Source organism: Streptococcus sp. VTCC 12905 (assembly GCF_049893385.1).
Classification (GTDB): domain Bacteria; phylum Bacillota; class Bacilli; order Lactobacillales; family Streptococcaceae; genus Streptococcus; species Streptococcus suis_AA.
Genome location: NZ_JBMVJC010000003.1, coordinates 58,761 through 81,096, shown reverse-complemented (window position 1 = coordinate 81,096; position 22,336 = coordinate 58,761). Strand labels below are relative to the sequence as shown.

Below are 22,336 nucleotides of genomic sequence, written 5' to 3'. Positions count from 1 at the left end.
GCACTATTAAGCTGACCCTCCTCTTCCGTGTCCTTCTTTACCTCATCCTTGGATTCTGTATGGGTTTTGAGCCGGCCCTTTGGATTGTCGTGGTGGCATCGGTTTTCAATGTTATTGCAGACTTTGCTGGCTTTTATGAAAACGGCCTCTATACACCTCTGGGATTGCGTGTAGCGCCAAAAGAAGAGAGGGAACAAGAGAGTATTCTGCTTTTCGTCAAACTGTAACGAATACGCTCAATATGGCCTTTCAAGCGCTCTCTGCCATTCTAGTTGGCCTACTTTCCTATCAGCATCTTGCCTTCTTAAACGCCGGCACATTTTTGGTGGCATTTCTTATCATGCAGTTTCTAACACCGATTTTTCGCAATCTTCTGACGGAGCAACCATCGAAAATAGCAGAGCTGCCAAGCCAGACAGAGAAGAAAGCGAAAGGGCCGGGGATTTTTGCTTCTTTCAAACAAGCGGTTTGGGAGCTGCGCAAGATACCTGAGTTTCGCCTGGTCTTGATTACCAGCCCTATTATCAATGCCTGTGGGGCAATACTTTATCCAATGTTAGTCTTGTTAATTAGCGAGGATCCTAACTTGGTAGTAATAAATATTGAAACAAGCCTTGCAACCATTTTATTTATCTTCTTTGCGGGAAATATTTTGGGGTCCTCTTTGGTCTTTACCTTGTTCAAAAAGACCAGCATGGTTACGCTTGAAGTGGCAGCTACTTTTTCTCTATTGGGGGTATTTGTAGGGATGTTGACTCACCAATTGCCTCTCAACCTATTCTTTTTAGCGACTATGGGAATTGGTTCCGGAGCAAGTGGTCCAAAATTTAATGCAAAATTTGTCAATTCCATGCCAGAGGAGCAGTTGGGAACTATAGGAGGTGGTGTTTCCACCTACTTTATGTCGGGTCAAGCTCTATTTCGGCTGGTTGTATCTGGTTTAGTCTTGCTATTATCAGTTGATCAGATTAGCTGGATTTTCTTGAGTGTAAGTGGCTTTTTAGCCTTATATGTTATCTACTGGCTTATCAGAAATCAAAAAACACCTCAAAATCAGTCTGTATAGGCCGATTTTTCTGTTTTCTTACTCAGATCTGTGCTATAATGTTCTTGATTGTTACTCTGCGAAAATCAAATTCAGGCATAGTTGACTTGATGAGGGACAAGCCCTAGTTGAGCTTGTCAGACTGCTACTTGAAAAGAAAAAGTAGCGGGTTAATCTACACCATGGTTGACAGAGTGGGAAAGAATTCGACTAGAAGCAGTCTCTTGACTCCCAATTGTAAGTTTGGGCTTCTATGATCGTTTACTTGTTTATAGGTGACCGGCTGAACCAGTTCCCTGAGCTGCTTTACTCCACTGGATTATTTTATTCCCACCTTTAACTATCACCCAGATAGTTGAAGTTCGTTTGATTTTGATTTTTTTGAGTATGAAATTTTACAGGAGAGAATCATGACTAAACCAATTCGTGTGCGTTATGCACCAAGTCCAACTGGGCTTTTACATATCGGAAATGCCCGTACGGCATTGTTTAACTATCTTTTTGCCCGCCATCACGGCGGTACTTTCATTATTCGTATTGAAGACACTGACCGTAAACGTCATGTGGAAGACGGAGAGCGCTCTCAGCTTGAAAACCTGCGTTGGTTGGGTATTGATTGGGATGAGAGTCCAGAAACTCATGAGCAATACCGTCAATCAGAGCGTTTGGATATTTACCAAAAGTATGTTGATCAGCTCTTGGCAGAAGGCAAGGCCTACAAGTCTTACGTGACAGAAGAAGAATTGGCGGCAGAGCGTGAGCGTCAAGAAGCTGCGGGCGAAACACCTCGCTACATCAATGAATACCTGGGTATGTCTGAAGATGAAAAAACAGCCTACATCGCAGAGCGTGAGGCGGCTGGCATTGTCCCGACTGTTCGCTTGGCTGTCAACGAAGCTGGTATTTACAAGTGGAATGACATGGTTAAGGGCGAAATCGAGTTCGAAGGTGGTAATATCGGTGGTGACTGGGTTATCCAGAAACGCGACGGTTACCCAACCTATAACTTTGCCGTTGTCATTGACGATCATCTCATGGAAATCTCGCACGTTATCCGTGGGGATGACCACATTGCCAATACACCTAAGCAGCTCATGGTCTACGAAGCACTTGGTTGGGAAGCGCCAGAATTTGGTCACATGACTTTGATTATCAACTCTGAGACTGGTAAAAAACTGTCCAAACGTGATACCAATACTCTTCAGTTTATCGAAGATTACCGTCGTAAGGGTTACATGCCTGAAGCTGTCTTCAACTTTATCGGTCTCTTGGGTTGGAACCCGGGTGGTGAAGAGGAAATCTTCTCTCGTGAGCAATTTATCCAACTCTTCGATGAAAAACGCCTCAGCAAGTCACCAGCAGCCTTTGACCAAAAGAAAATGGACTGGATGAGCAATGAGTACATCAAAAATGCTGATTTAGAAACTATTTTCAACCTTGCCAAACCATTCTTGGAAGAAGCGGGTCGCTTGACAGATAAGGCAGAGAAATTAGTGGAACTTTACAAGCCACAATTAACTTCTGCAGATGAAATTGTGGGTTTGACAGACCTTTTCTTCTCCGATTTCCCAGAATTGACAGAGGAAGAAAGAGAAGTGATGGCGGGAGAAACTGTTCCGACTGTTTTAAATGCCTTCAAGGAAAAATTGGAAGCCATGACAGACGAAGATTTCCAACCAGACAATATTTTCCTACAAATCAAGGCAGTCCAAAAAGAAACAGGTATCAAGGGCAAAAACCTCTTCATGCCAATCCGTATCGCCGTTTCGGGTGAAATGCATGGACCAGAGTTGCCAAATACTATTTACCTGCTCGGCCGTGAGAAATCTATCCAGCATATTGAGAATATGTTGAAATCTTTGTAAGATAAATAATCCCCGATGTCCTGTGACAGCGGGGATTTTGCTATAACTGATAACTATAACAGTTGCGTTGAAAAGGATATAACCAGTTTCTGAAAATCCATGATATGATAGAATAATCACAAGAATTTAGGAGAGTGTATGGAAAATCATAATTTTGAAAATCAAGGCACCTTTAACCGCGAGATGAACAGTCGTCATTTGCAGATGTTGTCTATAGGAGGGGTCATCGGGACAGGTTTGTTCCTGAGTTCAGGCTATACCATTGCACAGGCTGGGCCTTTTGGAGCTATTGCGGCCTATCTATTTGGAGCTGTCATGGTCTATTTGGTCATGTTCTCTTTGGGAGAATTGTCGGTTGCTATGCCTGTGACAGGTTCTTTCCATACCTATGCGACCAAGTTCATCAGTCCTGGGACAGGTTTTATGGTGGCTTGGATGTATTGGCTTTGTTGGGTGGTTGCCCTTGCTTCACAATTTGTTGGAGCAGCTCAACTCATGCAACGCTGGTTCTCTAGTGTACCTTTATGGATTTTTGCGACGATTTTTGCCATCGTTGTCTTCGCTTTAAATACACTTTCGGTTGGCTGGTTTGCCAAGGCGGAGGATGCGTTGTCGTCAATCAAGGTTTATGCTATTGCAGCTTTTATCGTACTAGGGACATTAGCCATTTTTGGAATCTTACCTTTTGAAGGAACCAATGCAGCGCCGTTATTTAACAACATCACAAGTAATGGATTGCTCCCTAACGGATTAGTAGGTTTTATCTCGGTCATGTTATCAGTAAACTATGCCTTTTCAGGTGTGGAAATGATCGGAATTGCGGCAGGTGAAACAGATAATCCCAAGAAAGCTGTACCGCAAGCCATTAAGTCAACTATCGGTCTATTGGTTATCTTCTTTGTCTTGACAATTGTAGTTTTGGCAGCTCTCCTTCCTATGTCAGAAGCAGGTGTGACAGAGGCACCATTCGTACTTGTATTGGACAAGATTGGCTTCCCTTATGCTGCTGATATTATGAACTTCATCATCTTGACTGCTATCTTATCTGCATCGACTTCAGGGCTCTATGCTTCAAGCCGTATGCTTTGGTCTTTGGCCAATGAAGGCATGATTAGTAAGGAATTAGTCAAGATTAACAAGCATGGTGTGCCTACGCGGGGCATGATTTTGTCCATGATTGGTGTTGTAATCGCCTTGATCGCGTCAATTTATGCAGAAGATACCATCTTCTTGGCCCTGGTTTCTATTGCTGGTTTTGCGGTTGTCATCGCTTGGTTGGCTATTCCTCTGGCACAAATCGGTTTTCGTCGTGAATTTTTGAAAACTCACAGTGAAGATGAACTGGAATACAAGACGCCGTTCTCACCGACCTTGCCATGGATTACGGTTGTTCTGTTGGTTATTTCTATCATCGGAATCGGTTGGGATCCTTCACAGCGTGCCGGTCTTTACTTCGGTGTTCCTTTCATGATTGGGTGCTATATTTATCATTACATTCGCTTTAAAAAGTGGTAGGAGGGTTCAAGTATGGGACGTTTTAAAGAACTACTAGAACAAAAGGAATATATCATTTTGCACGGTGCTCTTGGAACAGAGTTGGAGTTTCGAGGGTATGATGTATCGGGTAAGCTTTGGTCTGCCAAGTATCTTTTGGAGAATCCCCAGTACATCAAGAATATTCACAAGGATTATATTCGTGCCGGGGCAGACTTGGTGACAACCTCCACCTATCAGGCAACCTTTGAAGGATTAGCAGAAGTTGGCTTGTCACAAGCAGAGGCTGAGGACCTCATTCGCTTGACCGTTGATTTGGCGAAGGAAGCGCGTGATGAGGTCTGGGCAGAATTGTCTGAAGCTGAAAAAGTACATCGAACCTATCCTCTTATTTCAGGCGATGTTGGCCCTTACGCGGCCTATTTGGCGAATGGTGCTGAATATTCGGGTGACTATAGTAACATTAGTCTAGCAGCGCTAAAAGACTTTCACCGTCGCCGAATTGAACTCCTATTAGAACAGGGGGCAGAGCTGTTGGCTTTAGAAACCATCCCCAATTTTCTTGAGGCACAAGCATTAGTAGAGCTGTTGGCAGAGGATTTTCCTGAGGTTGAAGCCTATATTAGCTTCACCTCTCAGGACGGTCAGTCAATCTCTGATGGTACGTCTATTGAAAAAATAGCAGAGCTGGTTAACGGCAGTGAGCAGATTTTAGCAGTTGGTCTCAACTGTACAGCACCGTCTCTTTACCCAGCCTTTCTCAGCCAGTTGAGAGAGAAAACGAATAAACCATTTGTCACCTACCCAAATTCTGGAGAGATATATGATGGAGCTACTCAGACCTGGAAAGAAGAAGCTGACCATAGCCATAGCCTTTTGGACAATACTCTTGCATGGCATAAACTGGGTGCTAAGGTAGTTGGAGGTTGTTGTAGGACTAGGCCGAATGATATAGCTGGTCTGACCCAAGGGTTGAAATAAATGAATTCCCGCTGTCGCGTGACGGCGGGGATTTTGTTATAAATTCTGTAATTTTTTCTCAATCTGCTGGAGTAAATTTTCTAGATTTTCCTTCTATTCTTGGAGCAGGAGGATTTGTTTTTCACGGTCGGCAATTTCATCCAGTATGACCTGTTTGTTTTCTTTTAGCTGTTCGAGACTGCAGCATTTGGTGTCGTGAAGTTCTTTGATACGGATAATAGCTTTCACAGATAGGCCTAACTGGCGAAGTCCTAGTATATTTTCTAGGTTGTTGATTTCTTCTTCGTTCCAGTAGTAGTTACCGTTAACCAGCTGAGGTTGTAGCAATCCCTGTTCGGTGTAGAAACGAAGCGTATCGCGTTTGATACCAAATTGTTGCATAACTTGTCCTGTTTTCATAATGTCCTCTTGACAGTGCCTTACCCCCTCATGTTACATTGATGGGGAAAAGGAGTTCTATATGATTATTGTTGTTAAATGGTTGATTGTGCTTTATTTGGGGCTATTACCGCTATCTGCTTGGGTATATCGCAAGCAACTTCCTAGCTGGTTACTGATTTTATATGCCTGCCCAGTGTTGCTCAGTTTGTTGGGCTGGCAGACAGTTTTGGGATGTATCTTAGGTCTAATCTTGGCTTGCGGTGTACGGATTTTAGGTGGTCGCATTCTTTTTGGGAGAAATCGACTCAGTCACTTTTTGTCTCATGTTGTACTGAGTTTCATTTTCGCTCTTGCTCTGTTTTTGTTCTAAAAACAACCTCTCCACATAAACCTTCTGCCTTGGGATAACCAGTTCTGTTTCTAAAAAGTCTTTTAAATCTTCCTGTGGGACCCAGATATAATTGCTAGTTTCGTCGGCTTGGAGTTGGATAGCAGCTTTGTCCCAATTGGTTTCGGCCCAGTAGCAGTGGAAAATGCACTGGTCGTCATGGGCGATAAAGTGTGTATGGTGGCGGAGTTGGTCAGCTGTCAGCTCAATGCCTGTCTCTTCGCGGACTTCGCGTAATATGGCCTGCTCTGCTATTTCCCCAAACAAGGCCGAGCCTCCTGCTGTCGCTTCATAATAGTCAGGGTAGGAGAGTTTGGCGCTGTCGCGCTTCATGAAGAGGGTGCTGCCGTCGCGGTGGCGGATGATGCACTCGACGACTAGGTGGTAGAGGCCGTGGGGAATAGGTTCTCCGCGTGTGAGGGTGTGGTCGGTCAAGTGACCGTCGGTTGTGTAGGCGTTCCAGATTTCCATTTCATTCTTCTGTCAATTTTGTAGTTATTCAGTATAGCACATCTATAAGTGCAAAAGCAACATGTTTTGTTTTTTGTACGGACTAATGCTATACTAAGCCTAGTAATTCAAAGGAGAAATCGATACAAACTATTATTCCTCATCTCTGGTACGATACAGAGGCAAAAGAAGCTGCGGAGTTGTATGTGGACCTTTTCGGAGGCAAGATTGACTGGAACTATACCATTACGGATATGCCTTCTGGCGATGCTGGCTTGATCCAATTCCAACTGGGAGACATGACCCTGGCAGCGATTAGTGCGGGGCCATATTTTAAACTCAACGAGTCTATGTCGCTCATGGTAAATGTAGCTAGTAAGGATGACGTAAGCCATCTTTATGAGGCGCTATCAGACGGTGGGCGTGTGCTTATGCCATTGGCAGAATATCCCTTCAGCCCTTACTATGTCTGGTTGGAAGACCGCTTCGGTCTGTCTTGGCAGCCTTCGTATGAACCCGATTGGGATGTGCCCTATAGCTTCGACATCTGCCTGCTCTTCTCGCAGGACCAGGTTGGTTTAGCCCAACCTATGCTAGATTATTACAAGGATAAGCTGCCTCAAGCTCGTCTTGGTCGCTTGTCTTACTATGGCGGAGGTGAGGCTGCGGTTGCTGCTGCCAAGTTGAATTATGCGGAGCTTTTTATCGGAGACCAAAAAATGATTGCTATGGACCATGGATATGGTGGTGTGGCCTCTTTTAACGAAGCCTTTTCGCTAATGGTCTATGTGGATAGTCAGGAAGAAGCGGATAGTTGGTATGAAACAGTGTCGGCAGCTCCAGAAGCAGAAATTTGTGGTTGGGCCAAGGATCAGTTTGGGATTTCTTGGCAGATTGTGCCACGTATCTTGATGGAGGCATACGATTCGGCTAGCCCAGAACAGATTAAGGCTGTGAATGCTGCAGTAATGACAATGAAGCGTCTAGATATCGCATCTATTCAAGCCTTATTAGATTAATAAGATGTAAAAGGGACTGAGTTGCAGTTTCTGTTTTTTCTATTAGACAAGAATGAATTGGCTCGGTTTTTGGTATAATGAAAGAAAGTAGAGGGGAGACCACATGAAAGCAATAGAAAGACGAAAGCACATTTTATCACTTTTACAGGAAACATCTCAACCACTTTCAGCGAATTACCTAGCAAAAGAATTTGGAGTGAGCCGTCAGGTGATTGTGGGAGATATAGCCTTGCTTCGAGCAGAGGGTGATCTGGTTTTGGCGACTCCAAGAGGCTACCTACTGCAGTCTTCTCTGGCGCCTCTTGAAGGAGCTTATATTCGTAAAATAGCTTGTCAACATGGACCAGAAGATGTTGAAAAAGAGTTGACTATCCTATTAGAGGGAGGAGCTCAAATCCTTGATGTCGAAATTGAACATCCTATTTACGGTCTCTTATCTGGCAAACTAAATATTACCAGTTTTGAAGATCGGGACCGTTTTTTAAATGATTTGAGTCATTATAAAGGAGTGCTATTGAGTAATTTAACAGAAGGAGTTCATACTCATACTGTCTCATTTCCCTCGGTTCAAGCCTATCAAGAACTTTCTTTGGTATTAAAGGCTGCAGGAATTTTGCTAGAAAATCAATAAAACATTACAGGTGTCTTGACACCTGTAATGTTTTGGTTTATAATCGAACCTATAGAAAGAGAGGTTCCTTATGTCCCAATTAACACTATCATCTAAAAGTTCCGTCAAGCAGCTTTCCATTAGTGCGATTCTTACTGCATTTGCTATTTTGATTCCATTGATGATGCCGATTAAAATTGTTATTGGTCCAGCATCCTACACACTTGCTAGTCATATTCCGTTGTTTATTGCAATGTTTATTTCACCAGCAACGGCCATATTGGTAGCACTGGGCTCCAGTCTAGGCTTCTTTTTAGCGGGATTTCCTATTGTCATCGTATTTCGTGCATTAACCCACTTGATTTTTCTTACTCTGGGAGCTTTTTTAATAAAACGATTTCCAAGTTTTATGGACACTAAACATTTTTTCCTATTAGGGATTGGTCTCAATCTACTTCATGGCTTAGGGGAGTATATTGTGGTCATGGCCCTGACTTCGGGCGGGCAGACTTCAGATACTTATTGGATGACTATGCTTGGCTTAGTTGGTCTAGGTTCTGCACTTCATGGATTGCTCGATTTTAGTTTGGCATATTATTTTTGGAAAATCTTGAAAGAACGGAAAATTTATCAACCTTAATATGAGTTGAGATAAAATATAGTCTAGAAGTCGGAGAAAATTCTCTGGCTTTTTCTTGTTTTTTCTGTAAATGTACGAGGTTTATTCAATTTTTTAAAAAAATGTGTATAAATATGTTGCAAAAAGTATAAATATACACTATAATAGTCACTAGGTTTTATTTGCTAATTTAAATAGAAATGAGAATGTTTATGACGAAAGAAAAATTAATCCTAGCTTATTCAGGTGGTCTGGATACTTCAGTTGCGATTGCATGGTTGAAAAAAGACTATGATGTCATTGCGGTTTGTATGGATGTTGGTGAAGGGAAAAATCTCCAATTTATTCATGACAAGGCCCTTTCCATCGGTGCAATTGAATCGCATGTTTTGGATGTGAAAGAAGAATTTGCTCAAGAATACGTTTTGCCTGCCCTACAAGCTCATGCATATTATGAACAAAAATATCCACTAGTATCAGCACTTAGTCGCCCACTGATTTCTAAAAAGTTAGTGGAGATGGCGCACAAGACTGGTGCAACGACCATCGCTCATGGTTGTACAGGGAAGGGAAATGACCAGGTACGGTTTGAAGTAGCGATTGCGGCTTTGGATCCAACTTTGAAAGTTGTAGCACCTGTTCGTGAATGGAAGTGGGCGCGTGAAGAGGAAATCCTATTTGCCAAGGAAAATGGTGTTCCAGTTCCAGCAGATTTGGATAGCCCTTATTCAGTTGACCAAAATCTTTGGGGCCGGGCTAATGAATGTGGTGTATTAGAAAATCCATGGAATGAAGCACCAGAAGATGCTTTTGGAATCACTACTTCTCCAGAAAATGCACCAGATCTTCCTGAGTATGTAGAAATCGAATTTAAGGCTGGAGTCCCAGTTGCTATTAATGGAGAAACGCTCAGCCTTGCCAATCTCATTCAACAACTCAATGAGATTGCTGGTAAGCATGGTGTTGGACGAATTGACCATGTTGAAAACCGGTTAGTTGGGATCAAATCACGTGAAATTTATGAGTGTCCCGGAGCCATTACTCTTTTAACAGCTCATAAGGAAATTGAAGATTTGACCCTAGTGCGTGAAGTATCTCATTTCAAGCCAATTGTATCTAATGAACTCTCGAATCTGATTTACAATGGTTTGTGGTTCAACCCTGCAACACAGGCATTGAAAGCTTATCTGCAAGCAACTCAATCAGTCGTGAATGGAACCGCAAAAGTGAAATTGTATAAAGGATCAGCGAAAGTAGTTGCCAGAAAATCACCAAATTCTCTATATGATGAAGATTTGGCAACTTATACAAGTGCTGATACATTTGATCAAGATGCTGCAGTTGGTTTCATCAAGCTTTGGGGATTACCAACCAAAGTTAATGCAGAAATTCATAAAAAGAACTAGAAAGTAGGAGCTTATGGAAGCAAAGAAGCTATGGGGTGGTCGTTTTGAGGCCAGTCTTGAGGAATGGGTTGAAGAATTCGGTGCCTCCATTCGCTTTGATCAAAAACTGGCTAAGTATGATATTCAAGGGTCATTAGCTCATGTACAAATGCTTGGGGCAACAGGTGTTATTAGTCTTGAAGAAGCTCAGTCTATACAGGCTGGTCTGGAAGAGCTTCTGAATGACTATGAAGCTGGAAAGCTAGTATTTGATATTCAAAACGAAGATATTCACATGAATATCGAAAGTCTCCTGACTGAGAAGATCGGGTCAGTGGCAGGGAAATTGCATACGGCACGTTCTCGTAATGATCAAGTTGCAACAGATATGCATCTCTATTTGAAGGATACCTTGTTTCAAGTAGTAGATAAATTGACCAATCTACGCCAGACATTGGTTAATCTTGCACAAGAGCATATCGAGACGGTTATGCCGGGCTATACCCACTTACAGCATGCTCAGCCAATTAGTTTTGCTCAGCATATGTTGGCCTATTACAATATGTTCAGCCGTGACAGTGAGCGTTTTGCATTCAACATTCAGCATACAGATATATCTCCACTTGGTGCGGCAGCATTGGCAGGAACTACATTTCCAATCGACCGTCAACTAACTTCGGATTTAATGGGGTTTTCTCATCCCTATACAAATTCCTTAGATGCTGTATCAGATAGGGATTTTATCTTGGAATTCTTATCAAATGCGAGCATTTTGATGATGCATATGTCTCGTCTCTGTGAGGAAATCATTAATTGGTGCTCACATGAATACAAATTCGTTACTTTATCGGATACCTTTTCAACAGGTTCTTCCATTATGCCTCAGAAGAAAAATCCAGATATGGCTGAGCTGATTCGAGGGAAAACAGGTAGAGTTTATGGAAATTTGGTCGGAATGTTGACAGTCATGAAATCCTTACCGTTGACCTATAACAAGGATTTGCAGGAAGACAAAGAGGGAATGTTTGATAGCGCGGAAACCATTTTGGTATCTATTGATATTTTGGCAGGAATGCTACAATCTATGACAGTTCATAAGGAAAGAATGGCTCAATCAACTGAGAAGGACTTTTCGAATGCTACAGAGTTGGCGGATTACTTGGCTAGCAAGGGTCTACCGTTTCGTCAGGCGCATGAGATTGTTGGAAAACTGGTCTTGGAATGTAGTAAAGCTGGGTACTATTTACAGGATGTTCCTTTAGAACGTTATCAGGAAATTTCATCGATTATTGGACCGGATATATATACAGCTTTAGAGTCTCAAACGGCAGTTTCACGAAGGAATTCGCTTGGAGGAACCGGTTTTGAATCCATTCGCTGGCAAATTCAGCAAGCAAAAGAGCAATTATCAGCTTCAAAAGGCCTCTAAACGTGATGTTTATTGGCTTTTTTGAATTTTATGGTATAATAGTAGTAATTTTGAAAGATGGAGTGAGAGTTTGAGAAAAAGCTATCGTGTCAAGCGTGAACGAGATTTTAATGACATTTTCACCAAAGGAAATAATGTGGCAAATCGTCGATTTGTAGTCTATTGGCTAGCGAAAGAACAACCGCATTTCCGAGTAGGGCTTTCTGTCAGTAAAAAATTAGGAAACGCTGTCACGCGGAATAAGATTAAGAGAAAAATTCGACATGTTCTTATTGAGCATCAGGAACAACTTGTAACGAATGACTTTGTTGTCATTGCTCGCAAGGGTGTTGAAGAATTAAACTATCAGGAAATTAAGAAAAATCTTCTCCATGTTTTAAAACTTGCCAAACTTTATCAGGAAGGTGTTGAGATTGAAAAAGAAAGCTAAGTGGGTTGGTTTACTCGCCACGTCCCTGTTTGTATTGACAGCCTGTGGGACAGGTCCAGTAACTAGCCAGTCGTCTGGTGCATGGGACCAGTTAATCTATTGGTTCGCTAGTGTCATCCAATTCTTGTCCATCAACGGTCAAATTGGAATAGGGATTATCCTATTTACTATTTTGATTAGGACCCTGTTATTGCCTTTGTTCCAAATACAGATTAAATCTTCGCGAAAGATGCAAGAGTTGCAGCCAAAGTTGAAAGCGCTACAGGCTGAATATCCAGGAACAGATATGGAGAGTCGCCAACAACTTTATGAAGCAACACAGGCACTCTATAAAGAAAACGGCGTTAGTATGAGATCGTCTATGATTCCGCTTCTCATTCAAATGCCAATCTTATTGGCTCTTTTCCAAGCTCTAACACGCGTTGAAGTCTTGAAAGTTGGTCATTTTCTTTGGTTAAATCTCGGGGAACCGGATCCGATTTTTGTCTTGCCTGTTCTGGCTGCTGGTTTCACATTCCTCAGCACATGGTTGACCAACAAGTCTGCAATTGAAAAAAATATGGCTATGACAGTTATGACTTTTGCCATGCCAGTCATGATTTTTCTCTTTGCTTTGCCGGCTGCGAGCGGGGTATCCTTGTACTGGACTGTATCAAATGCTTATCAAGTGGTTCAAACTTTAGTATTTAATAATCCGTTCAAAATAATAGCGGAGCGTCAAGCCAAAATTGATTTGGAGAAAGAACTTCAGTCTAAGAAGCGAAAGGCTCAAAAAAAGGCCAAGAAAAAGAAATAGGATTCTAGGAGATAGAAAATGAAATTTACAGGATCAAGTGTTGAAGAAGCTATTCAAAATGGCTTGGTAGAGTTAAATATTCCTCGGAAGAGAGCACATATTACTGTAGTTGCGCGTGAGAAAAAAGGTTTCCTCGGTTTTGGGAAAAAGCCAGCTATTGTTGACATTTATGTAATCAATGAGACAACGGTAGTGAAAGCTAATCAAAAAGCTGTTCGTGGAGTTCCAACTGAAATTAATGAGTTGAATGAGCCGGTTAAAAGTATCTCAGAAGCGACAATTGACCTAGGAAAAGTTGTTGCAGCTGTTAAAGAATTTGAAAAATCTGGCCAAACGCTTGAAGATGATATCAAGGCTCAGATTTTGAAAAATGAAAAAGAGGCAACTACAATTCTGGAAGAGACAGGTCGTATTGAGATTTTACCAGAAGAGCTGCTTCATCCATCATCTGCGGATCAGCTTGTCGATGAAACAATTCAAGACCAACCTGCTACCACAAATCAAAGTGAATCAACTTCTGAATTTGCTGATATTGATATTAAGGTGGAATCACAGTATGACATTGAACAAGTTGTAGCTGAAGTGTCAGAATATGTTCAAGAAATCTTGGATGATATGGATGTAGAGGCTCGCATCGAGACAAGCCACAATAGACGAACCATTAACATTCAAGTCGACACAAACGAACCTGGACGTATCATTGGATATCATGGAAAAGTATTAAAAGCTTTGCAACTTTTGGCACAAAACTTCTTATATAATCGATATGAGCGTAATTTTTATATTACAATTAACGTTAATGACTATGTAGAGCACCGTGCAGAGGTACTACAGGGATATGCTCAAAAACTGGCAGAGCGTGTGATAACCGAGCAAGAAGCTTATCATACAGATCCTATGTCTAGTAATGAGCGCAAAATAATCCATCGCATCATTTCAAAAATGGATGGAGTGACAAGCTATTCAGAAGGTAGCGAGCCTAACCGATACGTTGTCGTAGATATCGAAGGAAATCGTGATTAATTATCAGATGTTTAAAGAGAGGATGAAGTGTTCCTCTCTTTTTTATTAAATATGAAGAAAAATATTTGTTTGGATTGGCTGATTTTTGGATTCTTGGTAAAAAGTCAGTCAGAACACCTTGACAAATGGTTTGATTTCTTATAAAATGGATTGGTATGTTTAGTAACTGATCAAAACTAGCCGGCTAAACGAATACGAAAATCTAGAGGAGGTATTCATCGTGAAACGTACTTTTCAACCAAGTAAAATCCGTCGCGCACGTAAACACGGTTTCCGTAACCGTATGGCAACAAAAAATGGCCGTCGTGTGTTAGCAGCTCGTCGCCGTAAGGGACGTAAAGTGCTTGCTGTAGCGTAATTGATGAACAAGAAACCAGCAGAAACTCGAGTCTGCTGGTTTTTCTTTCTTAATAGTAAATGGAAATGTGAGAAGGGAGTACTTTGACATGAATAGGAAGATGGTCTCCTTCGTCACCGTCAATATTGATTTGCAAATCACCATCAATGACTGAAATTTTCCCTTCTGTGAAGGTTTCATAACCAAGACTTGTTGTGTCTTCCGTGACACCTTTCATTAATTGAGGGATGGCGGATACTGTATCCAGAAAATGACTATCTTTTAGATAAAGTAAGTGAAGTAAGCCATCATCTACCTTGGCATTCGGTAGGAGTGTCTCGAATCCACCTATTGAATTGGTTAATCCGATTATCAGCGTTGAAGAAGTGATAATTTTTGAAACGTTATTCACTTCTACTTCAAATTGGTAACTTTTGTTATTAACTAATTCTTTTACCCCATTGATAAAATATGCCAACTTACCAAATCGTGTCTTTTCTTCTGGGGCTACATCGTTGATTCCTTGTGGGATGGCTCCAATTGCGGCGACATTCATAAAGTAACTATCATTGACCTGGCCTATATCGAGGAGGCGCTTCCGAGAAGGATCAAATTGAGCAATGGCTGATGTTGGATCTAAAGGAATACCTAATGCTCTGGCTAAATCATTTACTGTACCAAGCGGGAAAAATCCAAAATGTGGTCGGTGTGGTTCATTGGCGATTCCGCTAATTCCCTCATTCACAGTGCCATCACCACCCATAACAATCACGCTATCGAACTGTTTCTGGGCAGCCTCTTTAGTAAAGCGAGTCGCATCGCCAGCTTTTTTGGTTTCTTTTACCTCAACATAATCGAAATAGGCTTTTAATTTCTCAAGGGCCTGTTTTTGGAACTCTGGTGCTTTTTCACCACCAGAACTAGGATTAACAACTAACAAGGCGTTTTTCATAGCGATTCTCCTACTGATTTTTATGATATTATTTATTATACAATTTTTTACATAGCAGATGCAACTAACCGCTTCCTTATTAGTTAACGTACAGGTGGAAAAATGGTATACTACTTAGTAGTTTGAAAGAGGAGCTTATAAAAAAGAGAATGGTAACTATTTTTGATACACACACACATCTCAATGTTGAACAGTATGACGGACGGGTCCAAGAAGAGCTAGACTTTGCCAAGGAGATGGGGGTTACCCTCCACAATGTGGTTGGTTTTGACCGAGCAACCATTGTCAAGGCTATGGAGCTAGCTGACCAGTACCCTGAAATTTATCTAACATTGGGATGGCATCCGACAGAGGCTGGCACCTATGATGAAGAAGTTGAACGTTATCTACTCAAGGCTCTTAAACATTCCAAGGTCATTGCCCTGGGGGAAATTGGACTGGATTACTACTGGATGACGGCTGACAAGGAAACCCAGGCACGCGTCTTTAAACGTCAGATGGAGTTGGCCAAGCAGTTGGATTTACCCTTTGTGGTTCATACTCGTGATGCTTTGGAAGATACTTACCAGATCATTAAGGAAGTCGGCGTCGGTCCGCGTGGAGGGATCATGCATTCCTTCTCTGGCACGCTGGAGGAGGCTCAAGCTTTCATAGACCTAGGGATGCACATCTCCTTCTCGGGAGTCGTGACCTTCAAAAAAGCTGTCGAACTCCAGGAAGCGGCGCAAGCATTGCCCCTAGAAAAAATCCTGGTCGAAACAGATGCACCTTACCTGGCCCCAGTTCCAAAGCGGGGTCGGGAAAATCGCACTGGCTACACCCGCTATGTGGTGGAAATGCTGGCCCAGCTTCGCAACCAGTCGGTCGAAGAAGTGGCGAAAGCGACTTACGAGAATGCAAGGAGCTTGTTCAGAATTGACTCAGAAAATTAAGATACAAGAAGTCATAGTTGTCGAGGGCAAGGACGACACAGCAAACCTCAAACGGTTTTACGAGGTGGATACCTACGAAACTAGAGGTTCTGCCATATCAGACGATGACTTGGAACGCATAGAGAAACTCCATGACCTGCGTGGTGTCATTGTCTTTACTGACCCAGACTACAATGGCGAGCGGATTCGAAAAATCATTATGCAGGCTATTCCCACGGTCAAACACGCCTTTTTACAGCGGGACGAGGCTCGGCCCCAATCCAAAACAAAAGGGCGGTCCTTGGGCATTGAACACGCCAGCTTTGAGGACTTGGAAAAAGCTCTCACAAGCGTGCGTGGTTACTACGATGATGAACATAACTTTGACATCACCAAGTCCGATTTGATGCGCCTAGGTTTGCTTATGGGCAGCGACAGTCGCAAGCGGAGGGAATATCTGGGAGATAAGCTCCGCATCGGCTATTGCAACGGCAAGCAACTGCTCAAACGCCTAAACTTGTTCGGGATAAGTTTGGCGGATGTCGAGGAGGCGATGGGGGAGTATGAGTGATTATGTCAAGTTGTTGAAGTAAGAGAGTATGAGCAGGACAGAGCAAGTCATCCAACCAATATGTGTATGATTACAGACGGTCGGCGGGTATTGGTCCAGGATAGAAAATCTGAAAAGTGGCCTGGTGTGACTTTCCCTGGGGGCCATGTCGAATGTGGAGAGAGTATTATTTCCTCCATCATTCGCGAAATCAAGGAAGAAACGGGTTTGACGGTATCTAATCTCGAGCTTTGTGGCATTCAAAACTGGACGGATCCAACAGATCACTATCGCTATCTGAAGTTTGCCTAGAAATAAAAAAACAAGAAAGAACACACATGAGAATCGCAGACAAAAACGTTACTCGTGCCGTCCTTGAACGCCACGGGTTTACCTTTAAGAAATCCTTCGGTCAGAACTTTTTGACCGATACCAATATTTTACAGAAGATTGTGGACACGGCAGAGATTGACCAGAATGTCAATGTTATCGAGATTGGTCCTGGAATCGGAGCACTGACTGAATTTTTGGCAGAGAGTGCCGCTGAGGTCATGGCCTTTGAGATTGACGACCGCCTGATTCCGATTTTGGCGGATACCTTGGGTCGCTTTGACAATGTGACCGTGGTCAATCAAGATATCCTCAAGACCGACCTGCAGACCCAGATTCAGAATTTCAAGAATCCTGACCTGCCCATCAAGGTCGTGGCCAACCTGCCCTACTACATCACCACCCCTATCCTCATGCACCTGATTGAGAGCAAGATTCCCTTTAGCGAGTTCGTGGTCATGATGCAGCGGGAGGTGGCCGACCGCATTTCTGCCGAGCCAAACACTAAGGCTTACGGCAGCCTGTCCATTGCGGTCCAGTACTACCTGACTGCCAAGGTGGCCTTCATCGTGCCTCGCACCGTCTTTGTACCCGCACCAAACGTGGACTCCGCCATTCTCAAAATGGTCCGCCGCGAGCAACCCCTGGTGAACGTCAAGGACGAAGATTTCTTCTTCCGAGTGTCCAAGGCCAGCTTTGTGCACCGTCGTAAGACCCTGTGGAACAACCTGACCAACCATTTCGGAAAGTCTGAAGAAGTCAAGGACAAGCTGACGCAGGCACTTGGCATGGCAGAGCTGGAAGCCAGTGTCCGTGGAGAAGCACTTTCTATAGTTGACTTCGCACGCTTGTCTGATAGCCTCCAGGAAGTTGGCTTATCATGATACTAGCGCAGGCAGTTAATCAATAAGCCCAATGTTGTGGACCGCGGGATCTGTCCTCCTTGTCAATACAAGCTCTCCAAACAGAGCAAGGACTAGAACAAGTAGATGTTCTAGCCTTTTTTGGTGGTTCCATTCTAGCTGGTGGTGAACAACTGGCAGAAACTATTCGAAACTAGCTCGCCAAGACCTACCTCATCGTAGGTGGAGCAGGTCATGTTTTTGATTTTCGTTGAATAGTAGAGTAAAAACAAAAAGCTCGTCAATAACAAATATCCATTGGTATCCTTTGAAATGTAAAGTTTCAAGGAAAAGAGATATGGAATATGCCTTGATTGAGCTTTAAAAATAATGATTATAGGCTATCTAAAATTTGTTGGGTAGATAAAATAGTGGCAAACTCTTCGTTCAGACTAGCCAAAGTAGAGTCTTGGATTTCTTGGGCACTAAATGTTCTGCCGTTATGGTCATGTAGTGGGAATGATGCAGTAGCGTCTTCTGCTAATGTGACCGAAAAACCTAAATTTGTTGCCATACGGATGGTGGTGGATACACAATGAGGGGTTGTCAAACCGGTAATAATTAAACGACTGACACTTTGTTCTCTGAGAATTGCTTCTAAACTTGTTCCGATAAAAGCACTGTTAACGGTCTTGGTTATGACTAATTCATCTTCCAACGGTTTCACCATATCAATAGCAGAGAACCCGTTTGATTTAAAATAGAAACGAGAATCTGGATGCTGGCTCCAATGATGGATATGAAAAATAGGTAGTTGGTTTTGTCTAAAATGTTTTAGTAACTTAGCTGCCTGGACTTCGGCCTGATCATTACTAGAAGTACCCCAAGACCCATCTCGAAATGTTTGTTGAAAGTCAATTAGTACTAATGCCGTTTTCATTTTAACTCCTAAAAAATAAATTTATGGTATTCTAACACAGATAAAAGTTGTAGTAAAGTAATATGGTTATGCTGGCTCGCTTTTCATACTTCGCGCTTACATAATGAAATTGAATTCGTTTACTTAGTTGATATGAGGTGGAACTTCTGTGTTATTCATTGACTGACTCACGAAAGCTTGTTATACTAAAAGGAACTGAGGCTGGGCAATATTGTTCCAGCCTTATCCTTTGAGGTAGGGTGCTAGATACTCGTTTATACTCAATGAAAAATAAAAATAGCTTAGTTCCAAAGGTTTGATTTACCTTTGAAGGTTGGAAATAAATCGATTTGTGTTTGCGTCTCCAAGCCGAAGGTAGAACTCTATTTCGTTCTTAACTCAAGTTTATTGGTCAAAAACCTCCACTGAATATGTTATTCATTAAGTCTCTGGCCAAGGCATATTTTTGATTTTCGGAGAGTAATAGACATTATTTTGGTGTTCCGTTAGTAGATTCTTGTTTAGAGGTAGCACCCACAACTGTATAAGTAGATAATTTTGTATATAGGTAACAAAATGGAAGGAAATTTTTCTTCACATGAAGGTATAAATATGTTTAAAAAGTTACAAAAAAAACATCCCCACCTTGTGGCAATTAGCCTATTTGTGGGCTTTTCTATTTTATTATTAGTTCCACATTTAGTGACTAAGGGGATGGTAACAGGAGCAGATTTGATTTTCCATTACAATCATTTTTATGATGGAGCAATGCAACTGAAGGAGGGAAATTTCTCTTATATTATCAGTTTGTATGGCTATCAACAGTCTGGTCGAATTGTTAATGCTCTCTATGGCCCATATTTTGCATACTTGCAAAGCGTCTTGGTATTGTTGAGTGGCACTTGGTACCGCTATCAGATTGTTTCTAATTTATTTTTGGGAACACTGAGCGCAACTTCTTTATATGTTCTCTTCCGCGAGGTTAAGGTCAAATACTCACTCTCTCTTTTACTATCAATGTTTTTCGTGACAACTTATTCTATTCAATATTGGTGGGTATCCCAAGGTTTCACTAGCTGGGGAGTGGCACTGTTTCCGCTTTGTCTTATTCCAGCAGTTCGTTTCTTGCAAACCAAGAAAGTTCCTATTTTCCTTATGGCAGGAGCAGTAGGGTTGATGTTGCAGGTTCACATGTTGTCAACGTTATTCTTAGTTATCGCTTATGGAATCATCTTTCTTTTTGGTTGGTTAAAATCAGAACAAAAGTTTAAGATTGTTGGAGAAGTTGCCAAATCAATACTTGTTTTCCTACTGCTAACAATGAATATTTGGTTACCACTCATTAATATTGAGGTGACAAATACTTTGATACCCCCATTTGTGAATAAGAAGTTTGTATTATCAACAGTCACTCACCTCAAAATCCGATTCTTGTACTATCCGTATTCCTTGCCACTCTACTTTGGACTTTTTCTTTTCTTTTTGGTAAAAAATTGGAAAAAGCATTCTCGGGTTCTTGCAGGATTATCTATAACCTATACGATATATCTAATTTTATCAACTAATCTATTTCCTTGGCAATTAGTAGCAGGGAAGGGAATTGCCATTATTGAGTTGATTCAATTTCCTTCTCGATTTTTCCTTTACGCTAATGTCTTTTTACTAGTTGTCGTTGGATTGCAAATAACACGCCTATCCGAGAAGTTGCAAAAAGTTTTTTCTAAGATAGTTTTAATGTCTCTTTTTATCGGAGTTGGGTTTATATGGTATCAAAATGGTAAAGACATCCAAGAGGACTACTATAGTGATACCTTTATGCAACACCGGATCTATACTTCTCTTTATGGTTCGGCTGATGAATTGCGTGATTCTCTCCATTCATCAGACTTGAGTGAATTTATTTATCTTGCTCAGAAATCAACTCCAGACTACTTACCAAATTTAGAAGAAAAATCCGGACCTGCAACAAATGAAGAGACACGTAAGGCCTATCATGCTTACCATGACCAGATTATTCTTCCAAATAATAATTTTGAAAAGCAGGTTAAAGGGAATCAGTTAGTGATTACATGGACAGCAAAAGAAGCAGAAGAAACGGCGGTTCCGATTATTGTTTACCAAGATAGCCAGCTGGTCCTAAACCATCAAGTGTTAAATAGAGAAGATATAAAACTTTCCACTATCGGAGTTCCAACAGTCACAAGCCAAAAAGGGCAGAATACCCTTGTCTTATCCTATAAACAACAGTGGTGGTTGTTACCGGTGATTGCGATTAGCTTGATGGGATGGGGATTATGGCTTTGTTACTATATGGCTTTCTATCGCAAATCAAAAACTTTCTACTTATGAAAAGAGAGACATCAGATTTTTGTGGCCCATATCTTGCATTCAAAGCTAATCTGGTTAAAATTACTTAAATGATTTGAAGCCAAATGATCAGAATAAAGAATAACCCCAAGTCATCAACTTTGACTTGGGGTTATCCTTTATAAATAATGCGGAGGAAGGGATTTGAACCCTCACACCCGATGGGCACATGCGCCTGAAGCATGCGTGTCTGCCGTTCCACCACCTCCGCTTGCTTTTTATTATACAATTTTTCAATTGAAATGACTAGAGTAAAATGCAAAATCGAAACCGCTTGCGGTTTTTTCTTAGGAAATTTGGTATAATAGGAACAAGTACACACAAAGGAGTCTTCATTGCAAGGAAGAATTATCAAGGCCTTGGCAGGTTTTTACTATGTCGAGGCAGATGGACAGATTTATCAAACCAGAGCCAGAGGGAATTTTCGTAAGAAGGGACAAACGCCCTACGTGGGTGATTTTGTGGACTTTTCTGCGGAGGAAAACTCAGAAGGCTACATTTTAAAGATTCATGAGCGGAAAAATAGTCTGGTTCGACCTCCTATCGTCAATATCGATCAGGCGGTGGTTATCATGTCGGCCAAGGAACCTGATTTTAATGCCAATTTACTAGACCGTTTCCTAGTGCTTTTGGAACAGAAGGACATGGATCCCATTATTTATATCTCTAAGATGGACTTGGTAGAAGAACGGGCGGAGATGGATGCCTTCAAGGCTATCTATGAGAAAATTGGCTATCCTTTTGTCTATAGTTTGGAGGAATTGACGCCATTATTGCAGGATAAGGTGACGGTCTTTATGGGGCAGACAGGGGTTGGCAAATCGACTCTTCTCAATCGCATTGCGCCAGAATTAGCCTTGGAAACAGGTGCGATTTCAGATAGTCTGGGGCGTGGTCGCCATACCACTCGTGCGGTCAGTTTCTACAATGTCTTCGGTGGGAAAATTGCGGATACGCCAGGTTTTTCATCTCTAGACTATGAAGTCAAGGAGGCTGAGGCACTGACAGATTGTTTCCCAGAGATTGCAGAAGCCAGCCAGAACTGCAAATTTAGGACCTGTACCCACACCCATGAGCCGGATTGTGCAGTCAAAGAAGCTGTTGTCAGCTCTGCCATTTCCCAAAGTCGCTTTGACAATTATCTCCAATTCCTCAGCGAAATCCAAAATCAGCGTGAAACCTATGCCAAGGTTAGTAAGAAATTCAAATAGAA

Annotated in this window: 23 protein-coding genes, 1 tRNA gene and 1 pseudogene; 20 read left to right on the top strand and 5 right to left on the bottom strand. The window is 42.0% G+C overall.

Features of this window, described 5'->3' with window-relative positions; all coding sequences use genetic code 11:
- The first annotated feature begins 59 nt into the window (after window positions 1-59).
- The 5 genes from ACPC58_RS02175 to mmuM all read left to right on the top strand — a co-directional run bounded on the left by ACPC58_RS02175 (window position 60) and on the right by mmuM (window position 5,385).
- A complete protein-coding gene (locus ACPC58_RS02175) occupies window positions 60-227 on the top strand; it encodes a hypothetical protein (protein WP_434065105.1) in 168 nt (55 codons plus the stop codon).
- A 14-nt stretch (window positions 228-241) separates the two neighbouring features.
- Window positions 242-1,066, top strand: a complete 825-nt coding sequence (locus ACPC58_RS02170; RefSeq protein ID WP_434065104.1) for an MFS transporter — start codon at window positions 242-244, stop codon at window positions 1,064-1,066.
- A 389-nt stretch (window positions 1,067-1,455) separates the two neighbouring features.
- Entirely contained in the window at window positions 1,456-2,910 is a 1,455-nt protein-coding gene (gene gltX, locus ACPC58_RS02165; RefSeq protein WP_130554215.1) for a glutamate--tRNA ligase, read from the top strand.
- A gap of 138 nt (window positions 2,911-3,048) precedes the next feature.
- Window positions 3,049-4,425 carry an amino acid permease gene (locus tag ACPC58_RS02160; RefSeq protein ID WP_217374529.1) on the top strand — a complete coding sequence of 459 codons (1,377 nt, stop codon included), beginning with the start codon at window positions 3,049-3,051 and terminating at the stop codon, window positions 4,423-4,425.
- A 12-nt stretch (window positions 4,426-4,437) separates the two neighbouring features.
- The gene (mmuM, locus tag ACPC58_RS02155; protein ID WP_289646129.1) at window positions 4,438-5,385 is read left to right on the top strand and encodes a homocysteine S-methyltransferase; all 948 of its coding nucleotides are present in this window, start codon (window positions 4,438-4,440) and stop codon (window positions 5,383-5,385) included.
- 93 nt (window positions 5,386-5,478) lie between these two features.
- On the opposite strand, the gene ACPC58_RS02150 is transcribed toward mmuM, so the two are convergent.
- A complete protein-coding gene (locus ACPC58_RS02150) occupies window positions 5,479-5,784 on the bottom strand; it encodes a MerR family transcriptional regulator (protein WP_434065103.1) in 306 nt (101 codons plus the stop codon).
- Window positions 5,785-6,037: 253 nt separating this feature from the next.
- Window positions 6,038-6,625, bottom strand: a complete 588-nt coding sequence (locus ACPC58_RS02145) for an NUDIX hydrolase (RefSeq protein WP_434065102.1) — start codon at window positions 6,623-6,625, stop codon at window positions 6,038-6,040.
- A gap of 122 nt (window positions 6,626-6,747) precedes the next feature.
- Between ACPC58_RS02145 and ACPC58_RS02140 the strand changes: the two genes are divergently transcribed.
- The 9 genes from ACPC58_RS02140 (at window position 6,748) to rpmH (ending at window position 14,273) form a co-directional block, all read left to right on the top strand.
- Window positions 6,748-7,623 carry a VOC family protein gene (locus tag ACPC58_RS02140; protein ID WP_434065123.1) on the top strand — a complete coding sequence of 292 codons (876 nt, stop codon included), beginning with the start codon at window positions 6,748-6,750 and terminating at the stop codon, window positions 7,621-7,623.
- 103 nt (window positions 7,624-7,726) lie between these two features.
- Window positions 7,727-8,254 carry a transcription repressor NadR gene (locus tag ACPC58_RS02135; protein ID WP_434065101.1) on the top strand — a complete coding sequence of 176 codons (528 nt, stop codon included), beginning with the start codon at window positions 7,727-7,729 and terminating at the stop codon, window positions 8,252-8,254.
- A gap of 70 nt (window positions 8,255-8,324) precedes the next feature.
- Window positions 8,325-8,873, top strand: coding sequence for a hypothetical protein (locus ACPC58_RS02130; protein WP_289646121.1), 549 nt, complete (start codon window positions 8,325-8,327; stop codon window positions 8,871-8,873).
- Between the two features lie 191 nt (window positions 8,874-9,064).
- Window positions 9,065-10,258, top strand: a complete 1,194-nt coding sequence (locus ACPC58_RS02125) for an argininosuccinate synthase (RefSeq protein WP_171988968.1) — start codon at window positions 9,065-9,067, stop codon at window positions 10,256-10,258.
- 13 nt (window positions 10,259-10,271) lie between these two features.
- Window positions 10,272-11,666: an argininosuccinate lyase gene (gene argH / locus ACPC58_RS02120; protein WP_434065100.1), complete on the top strand. Its 1,395-nt coding sequence runs from the start codon at window positions 10,272-10,274 to the stop codon at window positions 11,664-11,666.
- Window positions 11,667-11,736: 70 nt separating this feature from the next.
- Entirely contained in the window at window positions 11,737-12,096 is a 360-nt protein-coding gene (rnpA, locus tag ACPC58_RS02115; RefSeq protein ID WP_024391601.1) for a ribonuclease P protein component, read from the top strand.
- Window positions 12,080-12,892: a YidC/Oxa1 family membrane protein insertase gene (locus ACPC58_RS02110; RefSeq protein ID WP_434065099.1), complete on the top strand. Its 813-nt coding sequence runs from the start codon at window positions 12,080-12,082 to the stop codon at window positions 12,890-12,892. The genes rnpA and ACPC58_RS02110 overlap by 17 nt, the downstream gene beginning before the upstream one ends.
- A gap of 18 nt (window positions 12,893-12,910) precedes the next feature.
- The gene (jag, locus tag ACPC58_RS02105) at window positions 12,911-13,915 is read left to right on the top strand and encodes an RNA-binding cell elongation regulator Jag/EloR (protein ID WP_434065098.1); all 1,005 of its coding nucleotides are present in this window, start codon (window positions 12,911-12,913) and stop codon (window positions 13,913-13,915) included.
- Between the two features lie 220 nt (window positions 13,916-14,135).
- Window positions 14,136-14,273 carry a 50S ribosomal protein L34 gene (gene rpmH / locus ACPC58_RS02100; protein WP_049618373.1) on the top strand — a complete coding sequence of 46 codons (138 nt, stop codon included), beginning with the start codon at window positions 14,136-14,138 and terminating at the stop codon, window positions 14,271-14,273.
- 49 nt (window positions 14,274-14,322) lie between these two features.
- Here rpmH and ACPC58_RS02095 read toward each other — a convergent pair whose 3' ends face one another.
- Window positions 14,323-15,204, bottom strand: coding sequence for a diacylglycerol/lipid kinase family protein (locus ACPC58_RS02095; protein ID WP_217374538.1), 882 nt, complete (start codon window positions 15,202-15,204; stop codon window positions 14,323-14,325).
- Window positions 15,205-15,353: 149 nt separating this feature from the next.
- Between ACPC58_RS02095 and ACPC58_RS02090 the strand changes: the two genes are divergently transcribed.
- The 4 genes and pseudogenes from ACPC58_RS02090 (at window position 15,354) to rsmA (ending at window position 17,879) form a co-directional block, all read left to right on the top strand.
- Window positions 15,354-16,136, top strand: coding sequence for a TatD family hydrolase (locus ACPC58_RS02090; RefSeq protein ID WP_434065097.1), 783 nt, complete (start codon window positions 15,354-15,356; stop codon window positions 16,134-16,136).
- Window positions 16,120-16,686 carry a ribonuclease M5 gene (gene rnmV, locus ACPC58_RS02085; protein WP_434065096.1) on the top strand — a complete coding sequence of 189 codons (567 nt, stop codon included), beginning with the start codon at window positions 16,120-16,122 and terminating at the stop codon, window positions 16,684-16,686. The genes ACPC58_RS02090 and rnmV overlap by 17 nt, the downstream gene beginning before the upstream one ends.
- Before the next feature lie 28 nt (window positions 16,687-16,714).
- Window positions 16,715-16,965 (top strand): annotated as a pseudogene (locus ACPC58_RS02080) (NUDIX domain-containing protein); the annotation flags it as partial.
- 38 nt (window positions 16,966-17,003) lie between these two features.
- Window positions 17,004-17,879, top strand: a complete 876-nt coding sequence (gene rsmA / locus ACPC58_RS02075; RefSeq protein WP_217374541.1) for a 16S rRNA (adenine(1518)-N(6)/adenine(1519)-N(6))-dimethyltransferase RsmA — start codon at window positions 17,004-17,006, stop codon at window positions 17,877-17,879.
- A gap of 352 nt (window positions 17,880-18,231) precedes the next feature.
- Here the strand turns inward: rsmA and ACPC58_RS02070 are convergent, their stop codons facing one another.
- Complete coding sequence (locus ACPC58_RS02070; RefSeq protein WP_434065095.1) at window positions 18,232-18,777, bottom strand: cysteine hydrolase family protein; 546 nt, start codon at window positions 18,775-18,777, stop codon at window positions 18,232-18,234.
- A 591-nt stretch (window positions 18,778-19,368) separates the two neighbouring features.
- Between ACPC58_RS02070 and ACPC58_RS02065 the strand changes: the two genes are divergently transcribed.
- Window positions 19,369-21,105, top strand: coding sequence for a hypothetical protein (locus ACPC58_RS02065; RefSeq protein ID WP_434065094.1), 1,737 nt, complete (start codon window positions 19,369-19,371; stop codon window positions 21,103-21,105).
- Between the two features lie 147 nt (window positions 21,106-21,252).
- On the opposite strand, the gene ACPC58_RS02060 is transcribed toward ACPC58_RS02065, so the two are convergent.
- A tRNA-Leu gene (locus ACPC58_RS02060) sits at window positions 21,253-21,334 on the bottom strand.
- A 124-nt stretch (window positions 21,335-21,458) separates the two neighbouring features.
- Between ACPC58_RS02060 and rsgA the strand changes: the two genes are divergently transcribed.
- A complete protein-coding gene (gene rsgA, locus ACPC58_RS02055) occupies window positions 21,459-22,334 on the top strand; it encodes a ribosome small subunit-dependent GTPase A (RefSeq protein WP_172036513.1) in 876 nt (291 codons plus the stop codon).
- The last annotated feature ends 2 nt before the right edge of the window (window positions 22,335-22,336 follow it).